We start from the raw sequence: 22390 nt of genomic DNA on the forward strand, positions 1-22390 counted from the left end.
TCTAACGGGGTTATGACCAACCGACACGGACAACCCTCATTCTTCCGCCGCACCCCCGGGGTGCTGCTCTGTTGCGCGCTGGCGGGATTTCTCGGGCTGGCGGCTTCCGCCCGGGCGCAGGACGCGCGCCCCGGACCGCTTCCGCCTCCGCCGGAGGAGCGCAGTGTGCGCCGCATGGGCACGACGCCAGCGGCCGAGGCGCCGCCTGCGCTGCCAGCGGAAGAGATCATCAAGCGGCTGGCGCAGAAGGAAGAGCAGTTTCTCGAGGCCCGCACGCATTTCTGGAATCGCAAAACCATCCGCGTGCAGGAGTTCGGCGAGGACGGCAAGCCCTCCGGGCAGCTGGAGATTACCACGGAACCCGCGGTCACCTCGGACGGAAAGCTCTACGACCGGGTCGTGGGCCAGCCGGAATCCACGCTGCGCAGCCTGCGCCTGGCGCCGGAAGACATCGAGGCGCTGGCGTACATCCCGGCGTATCCGCTGACCACCGCGCAACTGGCGAAGTACGACGTGAAGTACATCGGCAAGGAGCAGGTGGACGAGATCAGCTGCTACGTCTTCCAGGCCAAGCCGAAGAGCGTGGAGCGCGCGCACGCCTATTTTGACGGCGTGGTATGGGTGGACGACAAGTATCTCGAGGTGGTGAAGACTTACGGCAAGTGGGTCACCGATCTCGGCGACGTGCATTCGCCGACGCTGCCGTTCACACTGTTCGAAACCTACCGCGAAAACGTGGAAGGAAAATACTGGTTTCCGAGCTACTCCCGCTCGGATGATACCCTGCACTTCTCCTCCGGCGACGTGCCCATCCGGCTGATCGTGAAGTGGACGGACTACAAGCCGCTTCCAGGGGCGCCGCCCGCGGCTGCGGCTCCGCCGCCTCCCATGAAAAAACCGTAAATGGCTATTGTCCTCCGCGGCGTCAACGGAGGAGTTCGTGCAGCGCCCGGGGCAGCTCGGCGAGGGAGCCGAGAAGCAGATCCGGGCGGGCGGCGCGCAGGCGCCTTTCCGTGGGAAACGGCCCGAGCACGCCGATGGCGCGCACGCCGGCGCGCTGGGCCATCTGCAAATCCTCCGGCGAATCCCCTACATAAACGCAGGTACTCGGCTCCAGGCGCATTTTCCGCAAGGCCAGCAGCAGCGGGGCGGGATGCGGCTTGCGCTGGCGGGTATCGCCGCCGCAGACGCGCGCGGCAAACAGCGGCGCCAGGCGGAATTCGCGGAGCTGCTGGAGCACGCGGTGGCGGTCGCCGCTGGTGACCAGGCCGAGCGGGTGGCGGCGCAGCAGGGTGGCCAGAACGCGGCGCGCGCCGGGCATGAGCCGCGGCTTGTGGTCCGCGTAGGATTTGCGCCAGGCGCGGTCGGCGGCGTCCCAGCGGCGGCGGGGCAGCCCGGCGGCGCGGTAGACCTGATACCAGTCGGGGGAATAGTGGCGGGCCAGTTCGTCGAGGCCCCAGGCGATGCCCATCTCCCGGAACATGGCCAGATAGGCCTGGGAATCGGCGTGGTAGGAATTGAGCAGCGTGCCGTCCCAGTCGAAGAGCACGCCGTGGATCTCGCCTTTTCCGCTCTTCCTCATCGCAATTTAGAATAACAGAGATTTCGGTGCGGCCAGCGTGCGCGGAGGCCAGCGAAAATGCGAAGAGGGGCGCCGGAGCGCCCCTCTTTCGGAAAGCTTCCCCTGCGGGGAAGGATTAGAACGTGAAACGCACGGCAAGCTGCGCCTGGCGCGGATCGCCCACGCCCAGACGCAGGAACCCGTTGAAGTCAAACAGGGCCGGCGTGGTCAGCGGGTTCACGTTGTTCTTGTTGTTGAAAGTGTTGAACATCTCGAGGACCGGAATGATCTGCATGCGCTCGCCGATGTGGAAGGGACGTTCGAGCCGCCAGTCGAAGGAGAAGAAGGCATTGTCCTTGCGCAGGCTGTTGCGGCCCAGATCCACGCCGTTCTGGATGCGCGTCTCCGGGGTGATGGGCTGCGCCGAATGCGCCTGCATGCGGATGTTGCCCGTAAAGCCCCAGGGCAGCTCGCCATAGGTGTAGAAGTTGAAGCGGTGGCGCTGATCGCGGTCCGAATAGGAGTAATCCTTCGAGAGATCAAAGCGGTTGAAGGTGCGATCGGTGAAGGGGTCGCGCTCGTTGGAGTCGTCGTCCATATCTTTCGAGAAGGTGTAGTTGGCCTCCATCTGCCATTTCTGGCTGAAGCGCTTGCGGACGCCGAAGGTAACGCCGCGGTAGAGCGACTTGCCGGGGCTGGCGGTGACGAAGACGTCGCCGAGGTTCGGTCCGAAGAGGCTGGGGCCGAGATAGGTCACGGTGTCGCCGTTCGCCGGCATCGCCGTGGGTCCGGAGCCGTTGTTGGCATTGTAGAAGCGGGTCATGTGGACGCCTTTCGACAGGGTGAAGTCCACATAGGCCGTCAGGCTGGGGGCGAGCTCCTGTTCAAACGCCACGTTCGTCGTGTAGATGCGCGGGTTCTGATAGTCCTTGCTGAAGACGCGCACGCCCGTGAAGCAGGGGAAAGGATTGGGCTGCGTGGGATCCAGCGTGCAGGATGGATTTCCGGCAACCACGGGGAATGCATCGGGCCAGACCGGGCCGCCGCCAAAGGAGGTTTGCGTGTAGATGGTGCGCTGCTGCACGCCGTTGGTGGTGATCGAACCGACCTGGCTGAGCATGTTCTGGCGGCCATTGTAGATGCCCCAGCTCGCGCGCAGAACCGACTTGTGGTTGTTGGCGACATCCCATGCGAGGCCCAGGCGCGGCTGGAACTCCTTCTTCTGGCTGTGTTCGGTGCCGTCGGAAGGGAATGCCGGGTTGTTCAAGTAGATGGCATAGGCCGTCTGGGACGGAGGAACGACAGGGCCCGGGAAGATCTGCGCTTCCCAGCGCAGGCCGTAATTCAGCGTCAGGTTCGGCAGGATCTGCCATTTGTCCTGGGCGAAGAGGGCGTAATCCTGATTGGTGATGTTCGATGCGCCGGGCGGGATGGTGCTCAAGCCGGTGGGCACGCCGTCCTGGAGGTAGAAGATCAACGGCCCCCCGGTGAAAGCGGAGTCATTCGGACACAAGCCGTCGACGACCAAGGAGATGTCGGTGAAGGTCCCGTCCGCGCATTCCGCCGCGGTCGGTCCGAAGCCCGTGCCCAGCGCGGCCGGGGAAGCATAGTGCAGGAAGCCGGCCACATCGTCGAAGAGGTAACGGCCGGTGAAGAACCCGCGGAAGGTCTGGTTGTTGAGGGTGTGCAGCCACTCGCCGCCCATTTTGAAGGTGTGCTTGCCGGAGACGATGGAGAAGTTGTCGCGAATCTGGGTGCGCCAGATCAGCTCGTCCACAGTGGGCTGCAGGAAGAACGGCTGGCCGAAACGGAACGTCGGGCCGAAGCCCATGGCCGTATCCGCCGGGATATTGGAGGGGACGGCCGCGCGCGGGCGCAGCTCGCGCTGGTAGGTGAAATGGGCTTCGTTGAGTTTCGTCGAGGAGACCGTGGTGAAGAAGTTGAGGTTCAAGGCGTGGATCTTCGAGGGGCCCTCGATGCCGTTGGCGGAATTGCCGTAGGTGGGCACGTCAAAGGTCTGATTGGTGTTCTTGGAATAGTCGAAGTTGTAGGACGCGGAGAACTGGTTGCGCGGCGTGACGTTCCAGTCAAAGCGGCCGAGCGCAGCGGAGTTGCGGATGGGGTGCTTCACCGGCAAACCCTCGTTTTGACTGAGGGTGCTCTGGAAGAAGTCGAGCAGCACCTGGCGCTGGCAATCCGGGCTGGCGCCAATCTGCGTGTCGGTGATGTTGCTGTTGAACACGGGGTTGGTCACGGCGCAGGGAGTGCCGAGGGGGGCGCTCAAGTTGTCGCGGGTGAGATTTTCCAGGATCTGCTCGAAAGCGCCGAAGAGGAACAGCTTGTCTTTCTTGAGCGGGCCGCCGAGCGTGCCGCCGAGCTGCTCGCGATGGAAATCCTGCAGCGGCTTGCCGTCGGAAGTATTTGCCGCCAGCGCTTCCAGGCGCTGGAAGTAGAAAGCGCTGCCGTGTACGTCGTTGGTGCCGGACTTGGTGATGACGTTGACCACGCCGCCGGCGGTGCGGCCGAATTCGGCGCTGGCGCCCGCAGCCACCACTTGGAACTCCTTGACCGCGTCCAGGGTGATGTCAATGGCCGCGCGCTGTCCGCCGAGCTGTTCGCCGAAGAAGCCGTTGTTGTAGTCGCCGCCGTCCAGGCTGATGTTATTGAAGACGCCGCGCTGTCCGTTGAAGTTGATTTCGTCTCCGTCGGGGCCCTGTACGATGCTCACGCCCGGTGTGAGGGTCAGCAGGTCTTCAAACTTGCGTCCGAGCACGGGGGTTTTGGCCACGGCGAGTTCGCTCAGCGTCGAGGAGGACTCCGTCTTGGTGGTCTCCACCACTGGCACATCGGCCACGACGATCCTTTCCGAGACGGCGGAAACCTTCAGCGCAAACGACAGGCTGATGGCCTGGCCCACGGTCAGGTTGATGTTCTGCTGTTCGACGACGGCGAAGCCCGGCTTGGTCACCGTCAGCGTGTAGCGGCCGGGCGCTAAATTCAGAAACGCAAAGTGGCCGTCGGCGCCGGTCTTTTCCGTGCGCGTGAAATTGGTGTCGAGATTCTTGATCTCGATGACCGCGTCGGGCACGCTGCCGCCCTTCTCGTCGCTGACGTCTCCCTGCACGGTTCCCATAGTGATCTGCGCCTGACCCCGGCTCCGCGTGGCGCAGACGAGCAGGAGCGCAAGCCCAAACAAGGCACACAGCAGTCTCTTCATTTTTTTCCTCCGAACTACCCCTGGTCCGCTGGAAAGCTCGGGAGCCCGAGTGGAAGGGATGGCCTCCGCGGACAAAACTGCGCGAGTGTAGGGTAATTCCGGAGGTAAGTGCAAGGTACAGCCTGTGGAAAGTCTGCGGAAATCCTAACGGGCCAGGAGGTTCTGCCGGGCGGGCGCCGTGCGGTTTTCCGGGTGCGGTCAGCGGTTCAGGAAGCGGGAGGGCAACCCATCGTCGCGGTCAAATTCGAGCTGGGCGAACGAGGCGGCGACCCCGAACCAGCCGGGCATGGCCGCGGGTTCAGCGCGGCAGACGCGGGCCAGCGACACCATGACTACGTTGCCGCGGCCCATGGGCTTGCTGACCAGGACGATCTCCAGTTCGACGGTGGTTCCCAGAGCAAGGCTCCGCGGACAAAGGAAAAAAACGCCAGTGGAACTAATGTCGCGCGTCACCAGGGTGACGGGAAAGGGTTCCGCGATGCCGTCGACGCTGCGCAGGCGCAGCGGGAGCTTGAGCGAGGCGCGCGGGTGTTCGCGCTGCTCGCGGTCGCGATGTACACTCACGGCGTGGGTGGGCACACGGGCGAAGCGGTGCGGCTGCGGACCGGTGTGAATCGGCATCACCCGCAGTTGCGGGACCCGCCCGTTCGCCGTTTGCGGTGCGGCACTCGAGAAATTAGCTTCCGCGGCGGAATCTGCCGCCGGGACAACAGGAAATTGCACTGCGCGATTCGTTGCGCTCATTCTTGCACCCGCACGCCCTCAGGCTCATGCACGACCGCGAAGCGGTCGATGTTTGGATCCCCAGTGTGGCCGCCGCGCGGTCACTTGTACTTCCCCCATGACCGCAGCTATGGAGCGGAGCGCTAACATGGCATTCCCAGGGAAAAGCGTCAATCTGGTAAAAATGTGCGAAGTGTCTTAAAATCAACTGCTTGGTTCCAGTACCAGCCTGCCTATGTAGAACTCTTTCCGGGCTCCGCTTTGGCCTCCAATATGGTTCTCGACAGGTTGGCCCTCTGCCCCTACTTTAACTGCAGGGCGGGCCCGACCATGACCACGGCAGCATTCAACTCCACCCCGGCCACGAAGAATCCTGCTGATCAGGCGTCCCTGATGCTCTTTGCCGCTTTCGCCGCGATCTATCTGATCTGGGGCTCGACCTACTTCGCCATCCGCATCGGTTTGGAGTCCTTCCCGCCGCTGCTTCTCGCCGGGTCGCGCCACCTCCTCGCCGGTCTGGTCCTCTATCCCATCCTGCGTTGGAAGACGAGCATCCGGCCGACCTGGGCCCAGTGGCGCTCGGCGGCGGTCACTGGTTGCCTGCTGCTCTTCATAAGCAACGGCGGGGTGTGCTGGGCGGAGCAGACGGTGCCGAGCGGAATAACGGCACTGCTGGTGGCCACGGTGTCGCTGTGGCTGGTCCTGATGGAATGGCTGCGGCCCGGAGGCAGGCGGCCGGGGCCGGGCGTGGTCGTGGGGCTGCTGATGGGTTTCGCGGGTCTGGCGCTGCTGGTAGGGCCAGCGCACCTTGGAGGCTCGGAGCGTGTCCCGCTTGGCGGGGCAGGCATCCTGGTAGTGGCCTCGCTCAGTTGGGCCTATGGGTCGCTCTATTCCAAGCACAGCGCGCATCCCGCGTCGCCTTTCCTGGGCGTGGCCATGCAGAGCCTGGCCGGGGGCGCCGCGCTGTGGACCGCCGGCCTGCTTCTGGGGGAGGGCCGCACGCTGGCTCACGCGGGCGTTTCGCTGCGCTCGGGCGTGGCGCTCGGTTATCTGACGGTGTTCGGCTCGGGGATCGGGTTTACGGCATATCTCTACCTGCTCAAGAGAACCACGGCGTCGCGCGTGGGCACCTACGCCTTCGTCAATCCCGTGGTGGCGCTGCTGCTGGGCTGGGCCTTTGCCGGGGAGGGGGTGACGCTGCGCACGTGGCTGGCGGCGGCGGTGATTCTCACCGCGGTGATCCTGGTGATCAGCGCGCCGCACGCGGCGCCGGGGCACGAGGCCGACGCCATCCCCACGCCTGGCGAAGCCTGAATTTTTCCAGTTTGACGCGCCATTCCGGATAGATTTGTTTGCCCGCCTGCGCTAAGTTGGCCGTGTCGGGAAGCGCCCGACGACGCCCATGAAAGACTCCACGCCCAATGCACCGACCGGAAACGCCAGCGCCGCCGGGAAGTACTGGCGCGCCGTGCTGGCCCGCGATGCCCGCTGGGACGGCAAATTCGTGCTGGCGGTGCTCTCCACGCGGATCTACTGCCGGCCTTCGTGCCCGGCGCGGCGGCCGCTGCGCCGCAACGCCGTGTTTTACGCGCGGCCCGAGGAGGCGGAGCGCAATGGCTTCCGCGCCTGCCGCCGCTGCCGGCCGAAGGAAGTGTCCGGCGCGGCGACGCTGGTGGAACGCGCGGCGCGGCATCTCGCGGAGCGCGGCGGGGAGGGGCTGAAGCTGGGTGCGCTGGCCGCCGCACTGCAGAGTTCGCCCGGGGTGCTGCGCCGGGCCTTTCGGGCGATGACCGGGTTGACGCCACGGGCCTTTGCCGATGCCGTGCGCACCGCGCGCTTCAAGAAGGAGTTGCGCGGGGGGGGCAACGTGGCCGCGGCACTCTACGAAACGGGTTTCGGCTCGGCCAGCCGCGCCTACGAGCGCAGCAATGCCAAGCTGGGAATGACGCCGGCGGTCTATCGCCGGGGAGGAGCAGGGATGCAAATACATTATGCGATCGCGGATTGCGCGCTGGGCAAGGTGCTGGTGGGGGCGACGGAGCGCGGCGTCTCCGCCGTCTATCTGGGGGACGCCGAAAAGGCGCTGTCCGCCGAGCTGCGCCGGGAGTATCCGCGGGCGGAGCTGGGTCCGGCGGACGCCTCGTTTTCACGCTGGGTGCGCGAGATCGTGCAACGCATCGAGGGCCAGCGGCCGCGTCTCGATCTTCCGCTGGACGTGCAGGCCACGGCCTTCCAGCGCCGCGTCTGGCAGGAACTGCAGCGCATTCCCTTCGGAGCCACGCGCACCTACAGCCAGATCGCGCGCGCTCTGGGGAAAGGCAAGGCCGTGCGCGCCGTGGCGCGGGCCTGCGCCACCAATCCGGTTTCCATCGTGGTGCCGTGCCACCGGGTGATCCGCGAGGACGGCAGCCTGGCGGGCTACCGCTGGGGGCTTTCGCGGAAGGAGCGGCTGCTGGAGCGGGAGCGCGACGCGGCGGGGCGCTAGCCGCGGGGTTTGACCCGGGTTACGTCTTTGGGCCAGTCCGGCTTGAAGCGGCTGTTGCTGATCTTGGAGTTCAGAGCCACGTTGGTGTAGTGGAAGATGAAGTAATCGCCGGAGCCGGTTTCGAAGAATTTCTGCTGCACCGGGATCCACGAGGCCTGGTCCACCCACATCTGGATCTTGGAAATCTGGCTGCGGACCTTTTCCGACTTGGGAGTCAGCTCGAGAAGGACCGTCTTGCGATCGTCGAAAGCAGCTTCGCCGAGAACCGTCAGCAGGTAGCTCTTCTTCAAGTCCTCGCCCCGGGTACCGAATCCCAGCAGAACATACTGGTCGACCATGGCGCGGCTTTTGCCGAGGTCGTACTCCTCGACGCGCTTGATCTTGGGAGTAAAGACGAAAAGGGTGTCGCCGCTGCGCAGAATGGTGCGCGGATCCGGCTTCAGGATTTCGATGCGCATTTTTTCGTCACGGCGCACAAAAATCCGCCCGGTTTCGAGCGAGGTATCCTTTACCACGTCGGTGTACTTGCTGTGCTCGAGGTCTGCGGTGAGCGTGCGGAAGCCCGCGGCCGCGTGGTCCATCTGCTCCACGACGGCGTCCACGGTCCAGTGCGGGGGAGTCTGCGCCGCGGCAGCCGCGAGCGCGCCGGCCAGCAGGGCCAGGGCCATCAGACAATAGTTTCCAAGTCTCATTTTCAAAGGATGCCCCTGTCGCCTGGCCGTCTGCGAGGAACGGCCATCCTGGTCCGGGATGCTAACACACTAAAGAAAGATGCGCGAAAGGAGACGAACGTTACATGCGCCCGGGAGGCGCGGGCTACGGGCGAATCTGTACTTCGTAGCTGATGACCGTGCCGGCGGCGTCGCGCGCCGCTTCGATGCGCAGAATCTCGAAGCCGCGGTCGTGCAGCTCGGGAACGGCGCGCTGCAAGGTCTTGTGCAGGTCGTTGGAAAGCTCGGGAGTGCGCACGGGCGGGGCCAGGACGCGGGCGTCGACGCGGTAAGTGCGCGTGGCGGCGTCGCTGGAGACGAGCGCCACCTGGCCGGCCGTGGCGGGGAGGCCCACCTGCGGCTGGTCGTGGAACCACTGGCGCGGGGTGAGCAACACGAAGACGAGGATGGCGCCCACGGCCACGTCGTACTGCCAGGTGCCGCGTTCGTAGGACCAGAAGAAAATCCGCGTCAGGATGTGCCAGAGCTTGCGCATTTCAATCCGCCGGAATGCCATCCACGATGACGCCGTCGCGCATGTGCACGATGCGATCAAAAAAAGTGGTGGCTTCAGGGTTGTGGGTGATCATGACGATGGTCTGGCCCAGTTCTTTGTTGAGCTGGCGGAGCATCGCCAGGACCACTTCGGAATTCTTGGTGTCCAGGTTGCCGGTGGGCTCGTCGGCCAGCAGGATTTTGGGCTCGTTGATGATGGCCCGGGCGATGGCCACGCGCTGCTGCTCGCCGCCGGAAAGCTCGGAGGGTTTGTGCGCCAGGCGGCCCTCGAGGCCGAGCATCTTGGTGACGACGTCGAAGCGGTGGGGGTCGAAGCCGTCGCCGTGAATGTACTGGGCGATGGCGATATTGCCCTTGGCGGTGAGCGTGGGCAGGAGATTGAAGCGCTGGAAGACGAAGCCGATCTTGTGGCGGCGCAGCTTGGTGCGCTCGGCGTCGCTCATCGCGGTGAGGTCGTTGCCGTCCACCAGGACGCGCCCGCGGCTGGCCTGCGCCAGCCCGCCGATGACGTAGAGCAGCGAAGACTTTCCGCAGCCGGACGGGCCCATCACCGCCACGGATTCCCCGGGCTGCACGGCGAAGTTCACGCCGCGCAACGCCGGGACTTCCACTTTGCCCGCGCGGTAGAGCTTCCAGAGGTTTTCCGTCTTCAGGATCGGTTCCGTGCTCATAAGTCCTGGGAGAGTCTCGCTTTCGGGAAGTGCCTGTATTGTAGCCGCGAAATGCATCTCTGCCTAGCCTTCCCTCGCCGCGCGTCCGCCGGGGCGGGGCTGCTGCGAATACCGCGGGCCTCGCGATCTGTTTCAGTCGTAGGAGAGCGCCTCGACGGCGTCCTTGCGGCTGGCCAGCCAGGCCGGATAACTGGCGCCAAAGATCGCCCCGGCCAGGGCGATGCCCGCCGCGCGCAGAATCCATTCCAGAGTGATCAAAATGGACAGCGTGGGAAAGAGCCGAAGAAAGCCCGCGCGCAAGGCGTAGCTCAGGACGACGCCGGCGACGATGCCGAACAGGCAGATCATGGCCGATTCCGAAAGCAGGGCGCGAATGATGAAGTGCTTGCCGGCGCCCAGCGATTTGAGCACGCCGATGTCCCGGGTGCGCTCGATGACCGTGGTGTACATGGAGAGGAAGATCACCAGGAGGCCGATGGCCACGGCCAGGGCGATCATGGCGTGGATGAAGGTCTCGAGGCCGGGGACGTTGGTGGCGGTCATCAGCGAGAGAAAATCCTTCAGCGGGCGGATCTCGTAGCGCGGGAAGATCTGCCGCATCTCTTCCATGACGTCCGGGGTGTGCTCCGGGCGGGTGCACTTGAGGAAGAAGATGGAGGCCTTGTCGTGCGCGCCGACCAGGTCCTGCAGCGTGGCCAGGGGGACGAAGAGCCGCGCGCCCTTGCCGTGCTCGACGATTCCGGCGACGTGCCATTCGTGGTCCAGGATGCGGAAGGTGTCGCCCAGCTTGATGTTCTTGGCCTTGGCCGCCCAATCATCCACCAGGAGATCGTCGGGGCCCTCCATGTCGCGGCCTTCGAGGAATACGAAACCCCCGGAAACCGCCCGGAAGCTCTCCTTGTCGATCCCGTAGAGCACGTCCACGCCGCCCGAGGAGCTGAACTGCAGCAGCACGGGGGCCACCGCCTGCACGTACTTCAGCTCTTCCAGCTTCGCGCCGATCTTGATGGGCATGGGCGAGCCGCTGAAGGCCAGAAAGACGGAGGCCGAGGGCGGCTGCAGCATGACGTCCGCGCCGATGCCTTCGATGCGCTTGGCGGTTTCCGAGAGCAGACCGCTGGTCAGCCCGACGATGAGCACCACCAGGGCGACCTCGACGGCCACGGCCAGCACGGCAATCAGCGTACGCAGCGGACGATGCACGAGATTGCGCAGGATGAGCTCGCCCATCATGGCTTTTTCTCTTCCGGTGTTTCGCCCACGCGCACCAGCTCGGTTCCCTCCGGCTGCGCCAGGTGGAAGCGATCCGCGGGGAGGATCTCGTTGAGCGTCAATTTGGTGATCTGCAGATCCAGCCGGTAATCGTCGTGCGGGCGCACGATGCGGATCGCGCGGGGGAATGCCGCCGGAGATCCCGGGCCGGGAGGGGGTGCGCCGGGCGCGGCCAGCGGCTGCCAGTCCGAGACGTACACCTCGGAGAGCAGCATTCCGCCCGGGCCGTAGGTGACCAGGCGCGCAACCTGCAGGTCGGCACGGTTGAACCAGATCTTTCGCGCAATTTCCGGCGTTTCCGGTCCGCGCAGCACCGTCAGGATGTAATACCGCCCGGTTTCGTCATTGAACTCTTCCAGAAGCACGGAGTCCTGCGCGGTGATCTCCGGCCAGAGCAGGGCATCGAGCAGGTGCTGCGGGCGCAGATTCTCGATGGGCTTCTTGCTGGCGCGCTCGAGGGCCACGGAGCCGGTCAAGAACTTCTGCTTGGAGGGGATGAAAACGCGGAAGGTGTCGCCGTCGCTGGCCATGTCGAAGACCGTGGAGCCGATCACAGGAGCCTGGCCCACCACGCGGATGGCTGCGGGGCGCTGCGCCAGGAGAAAAGCCTTCACCTCGTGATACTCCTCGATGATGCCGCTGTAGGCCGAACCCGCGGTGGGCTTCAGCTCCAGGGTGGCGTTCACGGAGCGCACGGCGCTGGCGGTCGCGTCGTAGATGCCCAGGAGTTGCCCGCGCGTGGCGGAGAGCATTACCGGCTTGGTCCCCGGGGCCATCACTTTGGTGGTCTTGACCGCGCCGCCGCAGCCGCCAGAAAGGGCCGTCAGTGTCGCCAGAACCGTGCACGCCAGGATGCGTTTCATCCGCTATTTCCGCTCCAACACAGGTGGATCAAGCAATCTAACAACCACTGGCAGGCCCGTCAACGCGCAACGCGTCCGCGCTTTCCAGCACGCAGAGAAAGCGCGCTGCTAGTTCGGGCGGGCCAGTTCGACCTCGAAGGAGGCCAGCGCCGGGCGCACCCGGCGGAGAATCTCGCTGGGCCACAGCGTCTCGCTGAGCACGGTCATCCAGCCATCCGCGAGCTCACAGACCGCGCAGAAGGTGTAGCGCGGATAGGCCGCCTGGTAGGCGTCCAGACCGCGCCGTGAGAGATCGTCCTCAAGCGCGCGGTCGCCCGCGCGCGCCGCCACCCCCGCGCGCATCCCGAAGGTCTCCCCCGCAAAACGTGCGAGAAGCGCCGGGAGCTGCTCCGGCAGGGGCTGCGGGATCACCAGGCAGCGCGCCGCCTCTTCGCGGAAAGTGAGGCCCCGGGCCTGGCAGAATTCGCGCACGCGGTCCAGATGGCTGAAAAAATCGAGCGCAAAAAATTCTCCGCCGGCCAGGGCCGGGAAAAGCGCCGCCCAGATCTGCGTGGCGGTCTCGCCGGTCAGCGGCTCGCGGCTTTCCTTGTCGAGCAGCTCGAGCCCCGCGGCCTTGATGCCCGCTCCGAGGTCCATGGCCTCCACTTCCAGCGCGTAGGGCTTGCGTTCCATCCCGCTATTCCTCGAGCCTCGCGGCGCCGAAGCGCCTCTGGTAGTCCGGCGATTGCTTGCGCACTTCCAGCCAGTCGAAAAAGGCGTCCGGCGCTTCCAGCCAGATGCGGAACCAGCTGGCGATTTCCTGTTTTTCGGCGCGCTTCGCCGCTTCCACTTTGGGATTCCGCGCGATCATCTCCGCGCGCCGCTTGCCTAGCCGCGCGACTTCCAGCACGCGCTCGACGGCGGCAAGCTCCTTGTGCGCCTGGAAGCGGTGCCACAGCTCGTCCAGCCGCGTCAGGGACACTTCCGCGTCCTCCAGCGTACGGAAATGCAGCAGATCCTCGAACTCCTCCTCGTACTGCTCCTCGGCCTCTTCCTGCAGCGTCAGCAGGACCCGGAAGCCCGCGTCTTTCAGCACTGCGGCGATGTAGTCGCCCCCGGTCTTGCCTTCCTCGCCGTGCTCGGCCAGGAGTTTGCGGCGAAGCTGTTCGATCTCCGCGGGAGTGAAGCGTTCTGCGCCAAGGGCCCGGGCTGCGGCGAGGATCAGGGCTTTCTTGGTTTTCAGGGCTTCGGTCATCGTCCTTTGCTCCTCGACGAGTTGCCGGCTCTGTGCTTGTGCCGCGGCGGTGCGTGCCTTTTTGGCGCCGCGGGTTCGGGGACATCCGGGAGCCCGGCCAACAGGCGGTGGTAGCGGCGCACGTTGCGATTATGCTCCGCCAGGGTTTTGCCAAAGAAATGGCCGCCCTGGGTGTTGGCCACGAAATAGAGAAAGTCGCTGTGCGCGGGAGCGAGAGCGGCGCGCAGCGCGGCCTCGCCGGGATTGCCGATGGGGCCCGGAGGCAGGCCGCGGTTGCGATAGGTGTTGTAGGGCGAATCGACGCGCAGGTCGCCAAGCGTGAGCTTGCCGGAGTAGCTGCCGTCGCGCTCCAGCGCATAGATCACCGTGGGGTCACATTGCAGGAGCATGCGCTTGCGCAGGCGGTTTTCGTAGACGCTGGCGACGAGCGGGCGCTCGTCCGGCTGCGGCGTTTCGCGTTCGACGAGCGAGGCCAGCGTGACGATGGATTCGACGGAAACCGCTGGGCCCTCTCCGGCCGGGTCGCTGCCGCCGGTGTTCCCGGAGGCCGCGCCGCCCCGCACGATGTGCGTCCACTGCTCCTTGAATTTCCCGACCATCGCGGAGGTCACGGCCGCCGCCGCGGGATGCCGCGGAAACTGGTAGGTGGCAGGGAAGAGGAAACCCTCCAGGGTTTGCGCCCCGGGGGCGAGATCGCGGATCAAGGCGGGGTCCTGCGCGGCTTGCAGAAAAGCGCCGGCGTTGACGAATCCCGCGGATTCGAGCTCGCGCGCGATCTCGAACATGGTCAGGCCCTCGCGCACGACGAAGGGCTTCTCGAAAACCTTGCCGCTGGCCAGGGTCCAGAAGACGTCGCGGCCGCTGACGGCGTGGTCGAAGAAGTATTCTCCGGCCTGCAGGCGGCGCCGCGGATGGCGCCGGCAATAGAGTTGGAAGGCCAGGGCGCTGCGCACCACGCCTTCCTGCGCCAGCAGGCGCGAGACGGTCCGGCAGGAGGCGCCGTGCGGGACTTCCACGAAGACGCCTTCGGCGGGGAAGTTCTGGTAGGGCTGCGTCACCGACACCCACAGCCAGACGCCCGCAGCGGCGGCCGCCAGCAGCACCAGCAAGAGAAGTGTAAGCAGGGCTTTCATCTCAATGTTTTTCCCGCGCCGCTCCGGCGCGTTCCAGATATTCGCGCAGAATCACCGCCGCCGCCAGCGCATCCACCGAATCTTTTCCTTCCTGCCGCTTCTTTTTTTTCTCCGCGCTCTCCGTGCCGCGCTGGCCAATCTTTTTCCCGAGCTGCTGCTCCGCTTCCCAACTCGTCAGCCGCTCGTCCACCATTTCCACCGGCAGGCCGATCTGCTTGCGGATGCGCTCGGCAAAGCGCGCCGCCTCTTGAGCCATCGCGCCGGGCGTGCCGTCCAGGCGCAGGGGCAGCCCCACAATCACCTGGCATACGCCGTGCTCGCGGATGACTTCGCGCAGCCGGCGCATGTCCTCGTTGCGGTTCTTGCGCAGCAGCGTCCCGAGGGGCCGCGCGATCCTTGCTTCCATGTCCGCCAGCGCCAGGCCGATCCGCGCGCGCCCGTAATCCACCGCGAGAATCCGCTTCACGGACGCATCCGCCACTGTTGCCTGTTTCACCACCGCTCCCTGAGTGTGCGGCATCTTTCCCAGTATAGCGTGAAGCGTAATCCAAAACCTCGGGGGGCCGCTCCGGTTGTGCAGGAAGTGAATCGCTGGATATTGCCGTGCTGTTGGGCCGGGTTCTGTCCCGGCTTGCGCTGGTTGCCAAATTCCTTGCCGCTGTGGTATTTGCTGAGTAGCTATGTTGCACATGCGTGGCGTCCTGGCATTTCTGATTCTGGGAGCCGGCTTCCTGCCGGCTTCTTCCGCACAAGACGCCCCCTGCTTGCGCCGCACTTTTTCCGTGACGGTCGTCGATGCCAACAGGAAGCCAATACAAGGCTTGACGCCGGTGGACTTCGAGGCCAAATTCCGCGGCCAGCCGGTCCATATTCTCTCCGTCGCTCCGGACAATCGTCCGCGCCGCATCGTCATCCTTCTCGATGTAAGCGGAAGCATGCATGGCGGCCGCTCGGGCCGCGAATGGGAACTCGCCCGCGCGATGGCTGCGCACATTGCTTTGTCCCGCCTGCCAAATAGCGAGATGGCTCTCATCCTCTTTTCCGACAAGATCATCGAACAGGTCGATTTCTCCCAGGGAACAAAGTTGGTCACAGAGAGGTTGAACCAGATCGGCGCGCAGCGGGACTATACGAAGAAAAACGTGCGTGGCACTACCGCACTGTTGGACTCCATCCTCGCGGGGTTCCGGATGCTGGACGCTCCCACCTCCGCTGACGTGTTGTACGCCATCACCGACGGCGGCGACAACAAGAGTCACAGCAAAGTCAGGAATGTCGAGCGTACCTTGGTTTCCGCGGGGGTTCGCTTCTATGCGTCGCTGTTCAGTTCTGAATTTGGGCCGGGTGTCCAGGCGCTGGGGACAACCAGCCCGGAAGACATTGCGGATATTGCCAAGGCGACGGGCGGGGAAGTGCTTGGCATGGTCGGAGTCACTCCCGCTGGGGACGTGGATTACCAGTTGACCGACGAGCGAAAGCGCGCGTTCTCCGATGCGCTGCAGCGGATGTATCTGGCGATGCTTCTGAACTACCGCGTGGAAGTGGAATTTCCGCAGCCAGTGAAGAAATGGTCGGACTGGACGCTCCGTCTCTCCAGCGAGAAGCGCCGCCAATTCAAGGACGCGCAAGTCGGCTTCCCCTCCAGACTCGCGCCGTGCGTGGCGCCCGCTTCAAACAATTGACGGGGGTCACGGCTTCCGTCCGCGGGTGCCGTTCTGCCAGGACTCCCAGTAGCCGAGCAGCTTCATCTGCTGATCGAGGCCGGTCTCCTTGACGAGGACCTCGAGCTCGGCGCGCGTTTGGCGCTTGCCGAGGGGCTCGGCGCGGTCGGCCACGCCCCAGGCGGTGACCGCGGCCAGGGCGGTGTTGATTTTCAGCTCGCGGATGTCCACTTTGTCGAACGTGTCCGAGGCGGCGTGGTAGTTGGCGAGATAGTTGGCGACCTCGTTGTTGGCCACCAGCGTGGGCACGCCCTCCAGCAGGAAATCGAAATTGTCGGTGCCGAACGAAGCGTCGTAGGTGTGCTGCGTGGCGCCCCAGGCGTCCAGCGGCTTCATGGCCTCGCGCACGCCGGCTTCGATGTCGCGGCGCCCGCCGAGGGAATAGCCGGTGACGCGTCCGTTGCCGGAATCGTAGATGATGACGGCGCGGATCTTGTCCAGTTCGGCGCGGTGCGCTTTCACGTATTCATAGGAACCCAACGTGCCCTGCTCCTCGCCGGAGAAAAGAACGAAGCGGATGGTGCGCCGCGGCAGGAGGCCGGTGGCCTTGATGGCGCGCGCCGCTTCGATGACCAGCGCGGCGTTGCAGCCGTCGTCCAGCGCGCCGGTGCCCAGTTCCCAGGAATCGAGGTGCGCCCCTAGAATCACCACCTCGCCGGGCTTTTCGCGGCCACGGATTTCGCCGACCACGTTTTCCTGCTCGAGGGGTCCGCCGATCTTGTTGGGCAGAGAAAAGCGCACGCGCAGGTTGCCGCCGGCCACGGCCGCGCGCGCCAGGCGCAGGGCGTCCTCGCGCGCCACGACCGCCTGCGGAATCTTGTCAATCTCACCGTTGAGCGTGTTGGTGTGGCGGTAGAGCAGCATGCGCTCGCGCGCGCCGGTCCAAAGAATGGCCGCGGCCCCGCCCGCGACGGCGCGCGCGATGATCTCCGGCGGGCGCATGTACTCGTTGAAGAGGTCCGCCCAAGTCGAGCCGATGTCGCTGTGCACGAGCAGGATCGCGCCCTTGATGGCGCCCGCGCGGGCAAACTCCTCGGCTGTACCGTCGCCGATGTAGATTAGTTTCGCTTCGGCGCTGCCCGGAGACCCGTCTTTCGGAAAGGGCGGCGACCAGCCTTCGGAGACCAGATGCACCGGAAAGGCCACCGGGCCGAGCACGTCGAGGCGCGTCTCGCCCTCGCTCCACGTCACCGGCAGGGTGTATTTCTCTGTGTGCACGTCCACGCCCGCCGCGCGAAAGGCGGCTTTCGCCCACTCGACCGCCTTGGCCATCTGCGGAGTGCCGGTGACGCGCCCGCCGACCTCGTCGGTGAGGCGGCGCAGATTGTCCTCCAGCGGCGAGGGGCCCAGCACCACGGGGAGAATCTTCGCCGCGGCCTGCTCGCAGGAGGAGGCTTCGGTGATCGAGCATCCGGCGGCGCCCGGCGGCATCTTCGGCACTAAAGGGGGCGCCAGGGAATCGGGCTTTGCGGGTGCGAGTTGCGCCGCAGCGGGGAGCGGGGAGGCAAGGAAGCAGAGAAGCAAGGAAGCCAGGAAAATGGCGCTGCGTCGCATCAAGCGGCACCTCTATGGAGGAATGGGCCAGCCGCAAAACGTGGATGGCTCTTGAGCGGGCGAATTATAGCGCACGGGGAAGGCTGCGCGCTGAGAAGAGCGATATGGGAAAGTGTGTGAGGAGAGTTGCCCTTGCAGTCTGAAATGTCAAAACTCGCACGCTTTGACTTCGTCAAACCTGCGGCACGCAAACCTTGCTGAATCACAAAAGGTAACCCACCCGCCGAGAGATCACCGCTACGGAGTTCTTGGGAGGCCGGTCTTGGTCAAGTATTTCAGCATCGTGGTGACCGCAGACTGAGACATGCCGCCCCCAGCGTGGCAATAGTAGTAGTCGGGCACCTCTTGACGTCTCCCACCCTCTCCCAGAGCCTTGCCGTTGGTGCGATAGAGGTAGACGCAAGTGTTGCCGGAAAGACCGTCCGACATTTCAGAGCCCGAGAATTCATCATGAGGGGTTCGGAAGGGAGCAACCGTCCCGGCATTCGGCCCCAAACTGTTGGGCTGGGGCTTACTTGCATAGCCCGTATAATCGCCCACACGATTCGGATCATTCGAGGAGACGCCGGCGCCGCCCGCGATGACCCCCACAGCAAGGACGTACGTAGCCTTGACGGGATCCACGCACAGCCCGGAAAGTTTCTTGGGAGCAGTTTTACCAAACCATTTTTCCAGGTCTTGCCACTGTTTCGCTGACAAAGAGAGCGCAGCGTATGGCGCAGCATGCCCTTGGGGCACATCCTTCTTGGATTTGTCCTTGTTCTGTGCCCCGGCACTCCACTTCTTGTTCAGTTCTTCCCACCGGCGCGCGAGCTCTTCCGGACTCGGGCGTTCACGCCATGCGGTCACCTTCGGAGGTAAATCCCAATCCTGGAGCTGTTTGATGCTGGAGTCCGTAAAGACGCTTCGATTCGCGGGCACGATGGGGGTAGCAAGCAAATTCAGCGCAGCAGGATCGAGCGGCTGAAGTGCGAGATAGATCTCGCAGCCTTCCTGGCCAGCCACTACTTCTGACGGAGAAGGTTGCTTGACGGCTGCCTGTGCGTGACCCAGAAGCGCACAGTACAAACTCACCGTCGCAAGTGCACCGCAAAATGCAACAAAGCCGCGCATACAAAGCCTCCTTGCACGCGACTGCGACGGCAAAGAGCATTGCCCGAACGACTCGCCGCCGGCCTGATCCGCGGACGGCCATTATACCTCGCCTTGCCCAGTCAGGCTCGCAAAGCCGGGATGCAATTCGATGCTAATGCCTCTGGGGCGCGCCGAGCGGGTTAACGGTTGAGGGGGCTTTTGCGGGGATCGAGAAGGCAATCGGCGACGCGGGCGACTTGGGCCATTTCGGCGACGTCGTGAACGCGGACGATGTGTGCACCGCCGAGGACGCTGGCGGTGACGGCAGCGGCGGTGCCCCAGATGCGCTCGCTGGCGGGGAGCGGCTGGGCGTGGCGCGCGAGCCCCGCAAAAAGCGGGGCGAGGGTCGCGCCGAGGAACTGCTTTCGCGAAGCGCCGACGAGGAGCGGGAAGCCCAGGCGGGCGAGCTCGGGAAGGCGGGCGAGGAGCTCGTAGTTCTGGCGGAAGCTTTTTCCGAAGCCGATGCCGGGGTCGAGGACGATCTGATTTTTCGGCACGCCGGCGCGGCGAGCGCGCTGGGCGGCGGCGCGCAGGCCGGCGGCGACGTCCTTCAGCACGTCGCGCGCGAAGGGTTTTTTCTGCATGGTGCGCGGTTCGCCGCGCATATGCATGAGGATGAGCGGGACGCGGTGGCGCACGGCCACTTCTGCGATGCGCGGGTCATTCTTCAAGCCGGAAATGTCGTTGATCATCTCCGCGCCGGCGGCGAGCGCCGCTTCGGCGACGCTGGACTTCTGCGTGTCAATGGAAATGGGAATCCTCAGGCGGCCGCGCAGGGCTTCGAGAACCGGGAGGACGCGCTGCAGCTCTTCCTCGGCGGGGGTACCGCCGGAGCCGGGGCGGGTGGATTCGCCGCCGATGTCCAGGAGGTCCGCGCCGGCTTGCTCCACTGCCAGGGCATGGTCGATAGCGCGCTGCGGGTCGAAGAATTTGCCGCCGTCGGAGAAGCTGTCCGGGGTGATGTTGAGGATGCCCATGACGAGGGTGCGCGCGCCCAGTGCCAGGGTGCGAGCGGGAAGTTTCAGGCGGTATGGTTTGCGGCGGAGCATGGTCCCACAGCAGTGTATCGCAGAGTGAGAAGCCGCGGGGTTCGGCGCCCCGCGCTACAGCAGAGCTTAATCCAGGTCGAAATCGCGGATGGGCTTTACCGCGGGCTGATCCTTGGCCTTCTTCATGGCCTCGTCGAATTTCTTGGCGAGGATGTCTTCCTTGTTGGATTCGGTGAACCAGGAGTCGCGGAACTTGTCTTCGCGCTGGCGGTTCTGCTCGGCGAGGATCTTGGCGGCGTCGGAGAGGTCCACGTCGGGGCCCTTGCGGGGCGGCGCTTCGTGAGAGAGCACTACGCCGAGGGCGGGGTCCACGGTCAGCTTGGCCTGGCAGCAGGGGCAGGCGACGAGGATGGGCTTGTCGTGAGTCTTAGCCATAAGCGTATTCTACGCCATTTTCTGGGGAAGCGGCACGGGGTGGCGTGGCGCCACGTAAAGCGAGAAAAAAGCAGGGGGCGCGGCGTGCCGCGCCCCCTGCTTTGAGCTAAATTAACTGACTTAAGCCTTTGCGGGGTTCTCGCCGCGCGTAAAACCGGGCGCGGGACGCAGCTCCGGGCGGCCGGCAGCGGGCTTGGGCTCCGCGGCCGGGGCCGGCGGCGCAGTGGGCGGGGTGCGCGGCTTTTCCGGCAAGGGCTTGTTCTCCATGATCAGCTTCACTTCGACGGCGTCGATGACTTCGCGCTCCAGCAGGGCCTGAGCGATGCGCTCGAGCGTGTCGCGGTTGGTGTTCAGGATGTTGCGGGCCTTTTCGTAGCCGCTGTTGACGATGCGCTTCACTTCCTTGTCGATCTGGATGGCGGTGTCTTCGGAGTAGTCGCGGTGCTGGGCGATTTCGCGGCCCAGGAAGATGGCCTCTTCCTTTTTGCCGTAGGCCAGGGGCCCGAGCTCGCTCATGCCCCACTCGCAGACCATGTTGCGGGCGATATCGGTGGCGCGCTCGATGTCGTTGCCTGCGCCGGTGGTGATGTGCCCGAGGAAGAGCTCTTCGGCGGAGCGACCGCCCATGAGCACGGCGAGCATGCCCTCGAGATAGTCCTTGGTGTAGGTGTGCTTGTCATCGATGGGCAGCTGCATGGTCAGGCCCAGGGCCATGCCGCGGGGGATGATGGTGACTTTGTGCACGGGATCGGCGCCCGGGGTCAGCTCCGCGACAAGGGCGTGGCCGGCCTCGTGATAGGCGGTGTTCCGCTTCTCCTCGTCGGAGAGAATCATGGACTTGCGCTCGACGCCCATGAGCACCTTGTCCTTGGCCATTTCGAAATCGACCATGAGGACGGACTTGCGGTTCTGGCGTGCGGCCCACAGCGCCGCTTCATTCACCAGGTTGGCAAGGTCCGCGCCGGAAAAGCCGGGTGTGCCGCGGGCGATGACGGAGAGATCCACGTCGTCGGAGATGGGCACCTTGCGGGTGTGCACGCGGAGAATCTCTTCGCGGCCCTTGACGTCGGGGCGGGCCACAACCACGCGGCGGTCGAAGCGGCCGGGGCGCAGCAACGCGGGGTCCAGCACGTCGGGGCGGTTGGTGGCGGCGATGAGGATCACGCCTTCGTTGGATTCGAAGCCGTCCATCTCGACGAGCAGGGCGTTGAGAGTTTGTTCGCGCTCGTCGTGGCCTCCGCCGAGTCCCGCGCCGCGGTGGCGGCCGACGGCGTCAATTTCGTCGATGAAGATGATGCAGGGGGCGTTCTTCTTGCCCTGCTCGAAGAGGTCGCGGACGCGGCTGGCGCCTACGCCGACGAACATCTCGACGAAGTCCGATCCGGAGATGGAGAAGAAGGGCACGTTGGCTTCGCCGGCGATGGCCCGTGCGAGCAGGGTCTTGCCCGTGCCCGGGGGGCCAACGAGCAGCACACCCTTGGGGATGCGCCCGCCGAGCTTCTGGAATTTCTGGGGGTCCTTCAGGAACTCGATGATTTCCTGCAGCTCTTCCTTGGCCTCATCGGTGCCGGCCACGTCCTTGAAGGTGACCTTTTTCTGCTGCGCGGAAAGCAGGCGCGCGCGCGATTTGCCGAAGCTCAGGGCCTTGTTGCCGCCGGCCTGCATCTGGCGCATCAGGAAGAAGCAGAAGCCGACCAGGAGGAGGAGCGGAGCGGCCTGCACCAGGAACATGATCCAGTCGTTGCTGCGGACTTCCTGGACCTTGACCTGCACGGCTTTCTCGCGCAAGGCCTTGGAGAGATCCGGCGCGCCTTCCTTGAAAACGGTCATGTGGAACTTGCGGTTGGCGGGGCGGATGTATTCGCCCTTGAGCTCGTAGCTGTTCGGGGAGAGGTAGATGGTGACCTCTTTGACGTCGCCGGCGTCGACCTTGCTCATGAACTCGCTGTAGCTGGGCTCGTCCTCGCGCGGCGCTTGCCCGTTGGCGGAGACCAGCTTCCAGAGCATGACGCCCAGGAAGATGATCGAGATCCAGAAGAGAATTGTCTTAACCGCAGAACTCGAATTCACAATGTCCTCACGTTTACCCCGTGCGCAGCGAGGCGTTCTTTCCCGGTGCGGCGGGGAATGCGCTGCAACGCTTGCCGTCCCCGGCCGGCCCTTCCGGTCCCT

At 65.0% G+C, this 22390-nt stretch carries 21 protein-coding genes; 4 read left to right on the forward strand and 17 right to left on the reverse strand.

The window, feature by feature from the left end:
• Positions 1 to 12: 12 nt before the first annotated feature.
• Positions 13 to 903 carry a hypothetical protein gene (locus LAN61_03660; GenBank protein ID MBZ5539601.1) on the forward strand — a complete coding sequence of 297 codons (891 nt, stop codon included), beginning with the start codon at positions 13 to 15 and terminating at the stop codon, positions 901 to 903.
• Positions 904 to 925: 22 nt separating this feature from the next.
• Here LAN61_03660 and LAN61_03665 read toward each other — a convergent pair whose 3' ends face one another.
• From LAN61_03665 to LAN61_03675, 3 genes are all read right to left on the reverse strand, one after another.
• The gene (locus LAN61_03665; protein MBZ5539602.1) at positions 926 to 1582 is read right to left on the reverse strand and encodes an HAD family hydrolase; all 657 of its coding nucleotides are present in this window, start codon (positions 1580 to 1582) and stop codon (positions 926 to 928) included.
• 115 nt (positions 1583 to 1697) lie between these two features.
• On the reverse strand, positions 1698 to 4778 hold the full coding sequence (locus tag LAN61_03670) for a TonB-dependent receptor (GenBank protein ID MBZ5539603.1): 3081 nt from the start codon (positions 4776 to 4778) through the stop codon (positions 1698 to 1700).
• A 198-nt stretch (positions 4779 to 4976) separates the two neighbouring features.
• On the reverse strand, positions 4977 to 5522 hold the full coding sequence (locus LAN61_03675) for a PilZ domain-containing protein (protein MBZ5539604.1): 546 nt from the start codon (positions 5520 to 5522) through the stop codon (positions 4977 to 4979).
• Positions 5523 to 5831: 309 nt separating this feature from the next.
• On the opposite strand from LAN61_03675, the gene LAN61_03680 reads away from it, so the two are divergent.
• Both LAN61_03680 and ada read left to right on the forward strand, forming a co-directional pair.
• Complete coding sequence (locus LAN61_03680) at positions 5832 to 6815, forward strand: EamA family transporter (protein MBZ5539605.1); 984 nt, start codon at positions 5832 to 5834, stop codon at positions 6813 to 6815.
• Between the two features lie 88 nt (positions 6816 to 6903).
• Positions 6904 to 7986 carry a bifunctional DNA-binding transcriptional regulator/O6-methylguanine-DNA methyltransferase Ada gene (gene ada, locus LAN61_03685; GenBank protein ID MBZ5539606.1) on the forward strand — a complete coding sequence of 361 codons (1083 nt, stop codon included), beginning with the start codon at positions 6904 to 6906 and terminating at the stop codon, positions 7984 to 7986.
• Here the strand turns inward: ada and LAN61_03690 are convergent.
• The 9 genes from LAN61_03690 to ruvX form a co-directional block, all read right to left on the reverse strand.
• Positions 7983 to 8678: an outer membrane lipoprotein-sorting protein gene (locus LAN61_03690; protein MBZ5539607.1), complete on the reverse strand. Its 696-nt coding sequence runs from the start codon at positions 8676 to 8678 to the stop codon at positions 7983 to 7985. The two genes, ada and LAN61_03690, sit on opposite strands and share 4 nt — an antisense overlap.
• Before the next feature lie 124 nt (positions 8679 to 8802).
• Complete coding sequence (locus tag LAN61_03695) at positions 8803 to 9192, reverse strand: hypothetical protein (GenBank protein ID MBZ5539608.1); 390 nt, start codon at positions 9190 to 9192, stop codon at positions 8803 to 8805.
• A 1-nt stretch (position 9193) separates the two neighbouring features.
• On the reverse strand, positions 9194 to 9883 hold the full coding sequence (locus tag LAN61_03700) for an ABC transporter ATP-binding protein (protein ID MBZ5539609.1): 690 nt from the start codon (positions 9881 to 9883) through the stop codon (positions 9194 to 9196).
• A gap of 132 nt (positions 9884 to 10015) precedes the next feature.
• Complete coding sequence (locus tag LAN61_03705; protein MBZ5539610.1) at positions 10016 to 11116, reverse strand: ABC transporter permease; 1101 nt, start codon at positions 11114 to 11116, stop codon at positions 10016 to 10018.
• The gene (locus tag LAN61_03710) at positions 11113 to 12018 is read right to left on the reverse strand and encodes a hypothetical protein (protein ID MBZ5539611.1); all 906 of its coding nucleotides are present in this window, start codon (positions 12016 to 12018) and stop codon (positions 11113 to 11115) included. The genes LAN61_03705 and LAN61_03710 overlap by 4 nt, the downstream gene beginning before the upstream one ends.
• Positions 12019 to 12126: 108 nt before the next feature.
• Positions 12127 to 12690, reverse strand: a complete 564-nt coding sequence (locus LAN61_03715; protein ID MBZ5539612.1) for a hypothetical protein — start codon at positions 12688 to 12690, stop codon at positions 12127 to 12129.
• Positions 12691 to 12694: 4 nt separating this feature from the next.
• Complete coding sequence (locus LAN61_03720) at positions 12695 to 13252, reverse strand: hypothetical protein (GenBank protein MBZ5539613.1); 558 nt, start codon at positions 13250 to 13252, stop codon at positions 12695 to 12697.
• On the reverse strand, positions 13249 to 14385 hold the full coding sequence (gene mltG / locus LAN61_03725; GenBank protein ID MBZ5539614.1) for an endolytic transglycosylase MltG: 1137 nt from the start codon (positions 14383 to 14385) through the stop codon (positions 13249 to 13251). Before mltG ends, LAN61_03720 begins: the two co-directional genes overlap by 4 nt.
• A 1-nt stretch (position 14386) precedes the next feature.
• Positions 14387 to 14851: a Holliday junction resolvase RuvX gene (gene ruvX / locus LAN61_03730; GenBank protein MBZ5539615.1), complete on the reverse strand. Its 465-nt coding sequence runs from the start codon at positions 14849 to 14851 to the stop codon at positions 14387 to 14389.
• Positions 14852 to 15206: 355 nt separating this feature from the next.
• On the opposite strand from ruvX, the gene LAN61_03735 reads away from it, so the two are divergent.
• On the forward strand, positions 15207 to 16067 hold the full coding sequence (locus tag LAN61_03735; protein MBZ5539616.1) for a VWA domain-containing protein: 861 nt from the start codon (positions 15207 to 15209) through the stop codon (positions 16065 to 16067).
• A 6-nt stretch (positions 16068 to 16073) separates the two neighbouring features.
• Here LAN61_03735 and LAN61_03740 read toward each other — a convergent pair whose 3' ends face one another.
• The 5 genes from LAN61_03740 to ftsH form a co-directional block, all read right to left on the reverse strand.
• Complete coding sequence (locus tag LAN61_03740; GenBank protein MBZ5539617.1) at positions 16074 to 17663, reverse strand: M20/M25/M40 family metallo-hydrolase; 1590 nt, start codon at positions 17661 to 17663, stop codon at positions 16074 to 16076.
• A 234-nt stretch (positions 17664 to 17897) separates the two neighbouring features.
• Complete coding sequence (locus LAN61_03745; GenBank protein ID MBZ5539618.1) at positions 17898 to 18773, reverse strand: hypothetical protein; 876 nt, start codon at positions 18771 to 18773, stop codon at positions 17898 to 17900.
• A gap of 161 nt (positions 18774 to 18934) precedes the next feature.
• Positions 18935 to 19843: a dihydropteroate synthase gene (folP, locus tag LAN61_03750; protein ID MBZ5539619.1), complete on the reverse strand. Its 909-nt coding sequence runs from the start codon at positions 19841 to 19843 to the stop codon at positions 18935 to 18937.
• Between the two features lie 66 nt (positions 19844 to 19909).
• Complete coding sequence (locus LAN61_03755; protein MBZ5539620.1) at positions 19910 to 20218, reverse strand: hypothetical protein; 309 nt, start codon at positions 20216 to 20218, stop codon at positions 19910 to 19912.
• Between the two features lie 120 nt (positions 20219 to 20338).
• Positions 20339 to 22225: an ATP-dependent zinc metalloprotease FtsH gene (gene ftsH, locus LAN61_03760; GenBank protein MBZ5539621.1), complete on the reverse strand. Its 1887-nt coding sequence runs from the start codon at positions 22223 to 22225 to the stop codon at positions 20339 to 20341.
• Between the last annotated feature and the right edge of the window lie 165 nt (positions 22226 to 22390).

The organism is Terriglobia bacterium, assembly GCA_020072785.1.
GTDB lineage: Bacteria > Acidobacteriota > Terriglobia > Acidiferrales > UBA7541 > Acidiferrum.

What these genes read in the sequence shown, in the direction of transcription:
- ftsH (MBZ5539621.1), bottom strand. Translation starts at nt 22,225, where the DNA reads ATGCTCTGGAAGCTGGTCTCCGCCAACGGGCAAGCGCCGCGCGAGGAC.
- LAN61_03720 (MBZ5539613.1), bottom strand. Translation starts at nt 13,252, where the DNA reads ATGACCGAAGCCCTGAAAACCAAGAAAGCCCTGATCCTCGCCGCAGCC.
- LAN61_03665 (MBZ5539602.1), bottom strand. Translation starts at nt 1,582, where the DNA reads ATGAGGAAGAGCGGAAAAGGCGAGATCCACGGCGTGCTCTTCGACTGG.
- LAN61_03680 (MBZ5539605.1), top strand. Translation starts at nt 5,832, where the DNA reads ATGACCACGGCAGCATTCAACTCCACCCCGGCCACGAAGAATCCTGCT.
- LAN61_03670 (MBZ5539603.1), bottom strand. Translation starts at nt 4,778, where the DNA reads ATGAAGAGACTGCTGTGTGCCTTGTTTGGGCTTGCGCTCCTGCTCGTC.
- LAN61_03705 (MBZ5539610.1), bottom strand. Translation starts at nt 11,116, where the DNA reads ATGATGGGCGAGCTCATCCTGCGCAATCTCGTGCATCGTCCGCTGCGT.
- LAN61_03700 (MBZ5539609.1), bottom strand. Translation starts at nt 9,883, where the DNA reads ATGAGCACGGAACCGATCCTGAAGACGGAAAACCTCTGGAAGCTCTAC.
- LAN61_03660 (MBZ5539601.1), top strand. Translation starts at nt 13, where the DNA reads ATGACCAACCGACACGGACAACCCTCATTCTTCCGCCGCACCCCCGGG.
- LAN61_03675 (MBZ5539604.1), bottom strand. Translation starts at nt 5,522, where the DNA reads ATGAGCGCAACGAATCGCGCAGTGCAATTTCCTGTTGTCCCGGCGGCA.
- LAN61_03690 (MBZ5539607.1), bottom strand. Translation starts at nt 8,678, where the DNA reads ATGAGACTTGGAAACTATTGTCTGATGGCCCTGGCCCTGCTGGCCGGC.
- mltG (MBZ5539614.1), bottom strand. Translation starts at nt 14,385, where the DNA reads ATGAAAGCCCTGCTTACACTTCTCTTGCTGGTGCTGCTGGCGGCCGCC.
- LAN61_03755 (MBZ5539620.1), bottom strand. Translation starts at nt 20,218, where the DNA reads ATGGCTAAGACTCACGACAAGCCCATCCTCGTCGCCTGCCCCTGCTGC.
- LAN61_03695 (MBZ5539608.1), bottom strand. Translation starts at nt 9,192, where the DNA reads ATGCGCAAGCTCTGGCACATCCTGACGCGGATTTTCTTCTGGTCCTAC.
- LAN61_03710 (MBZ5539611.1), bottom strand. Translation starts at nt 12,018, where the DNA reads ATGAAACGCATCCTGGCGTGCACGGTTCTGGCGACACTGACGGCCCTT.
- LAN61_03715 (MBZ5539612.1), bottom strand. Translation starts at nt 12,690, where the DNA reads ATGGAACGCAAGCCCTACGCGCTGGAAGTGGAGGCCATGGACCTCGGA.
- folP (MBZ5539619.1), bottom strand. Translation starts at nt 19,843, where the DNA reads ATGCTCCGCCGCAAACCATACCGCCTGAAACTTCCCGCTCGCACCCTG.
- ada (MBZ5539606.1), top strand. Translation starts at nt 6,904, where the DNA reads ATGAAAGACTCCACGCCCAATGCACCGACCGGAAACGCCAGCGCCGCC.
- LAN61_03745 (MBZ5539618.1), bottom strand. Translation starts at nt 18,773, where the DNA reads ATGCGCGGCTTTGTTGCATTTTGCGGTGCACTTGCGACGGTGAGTTTG.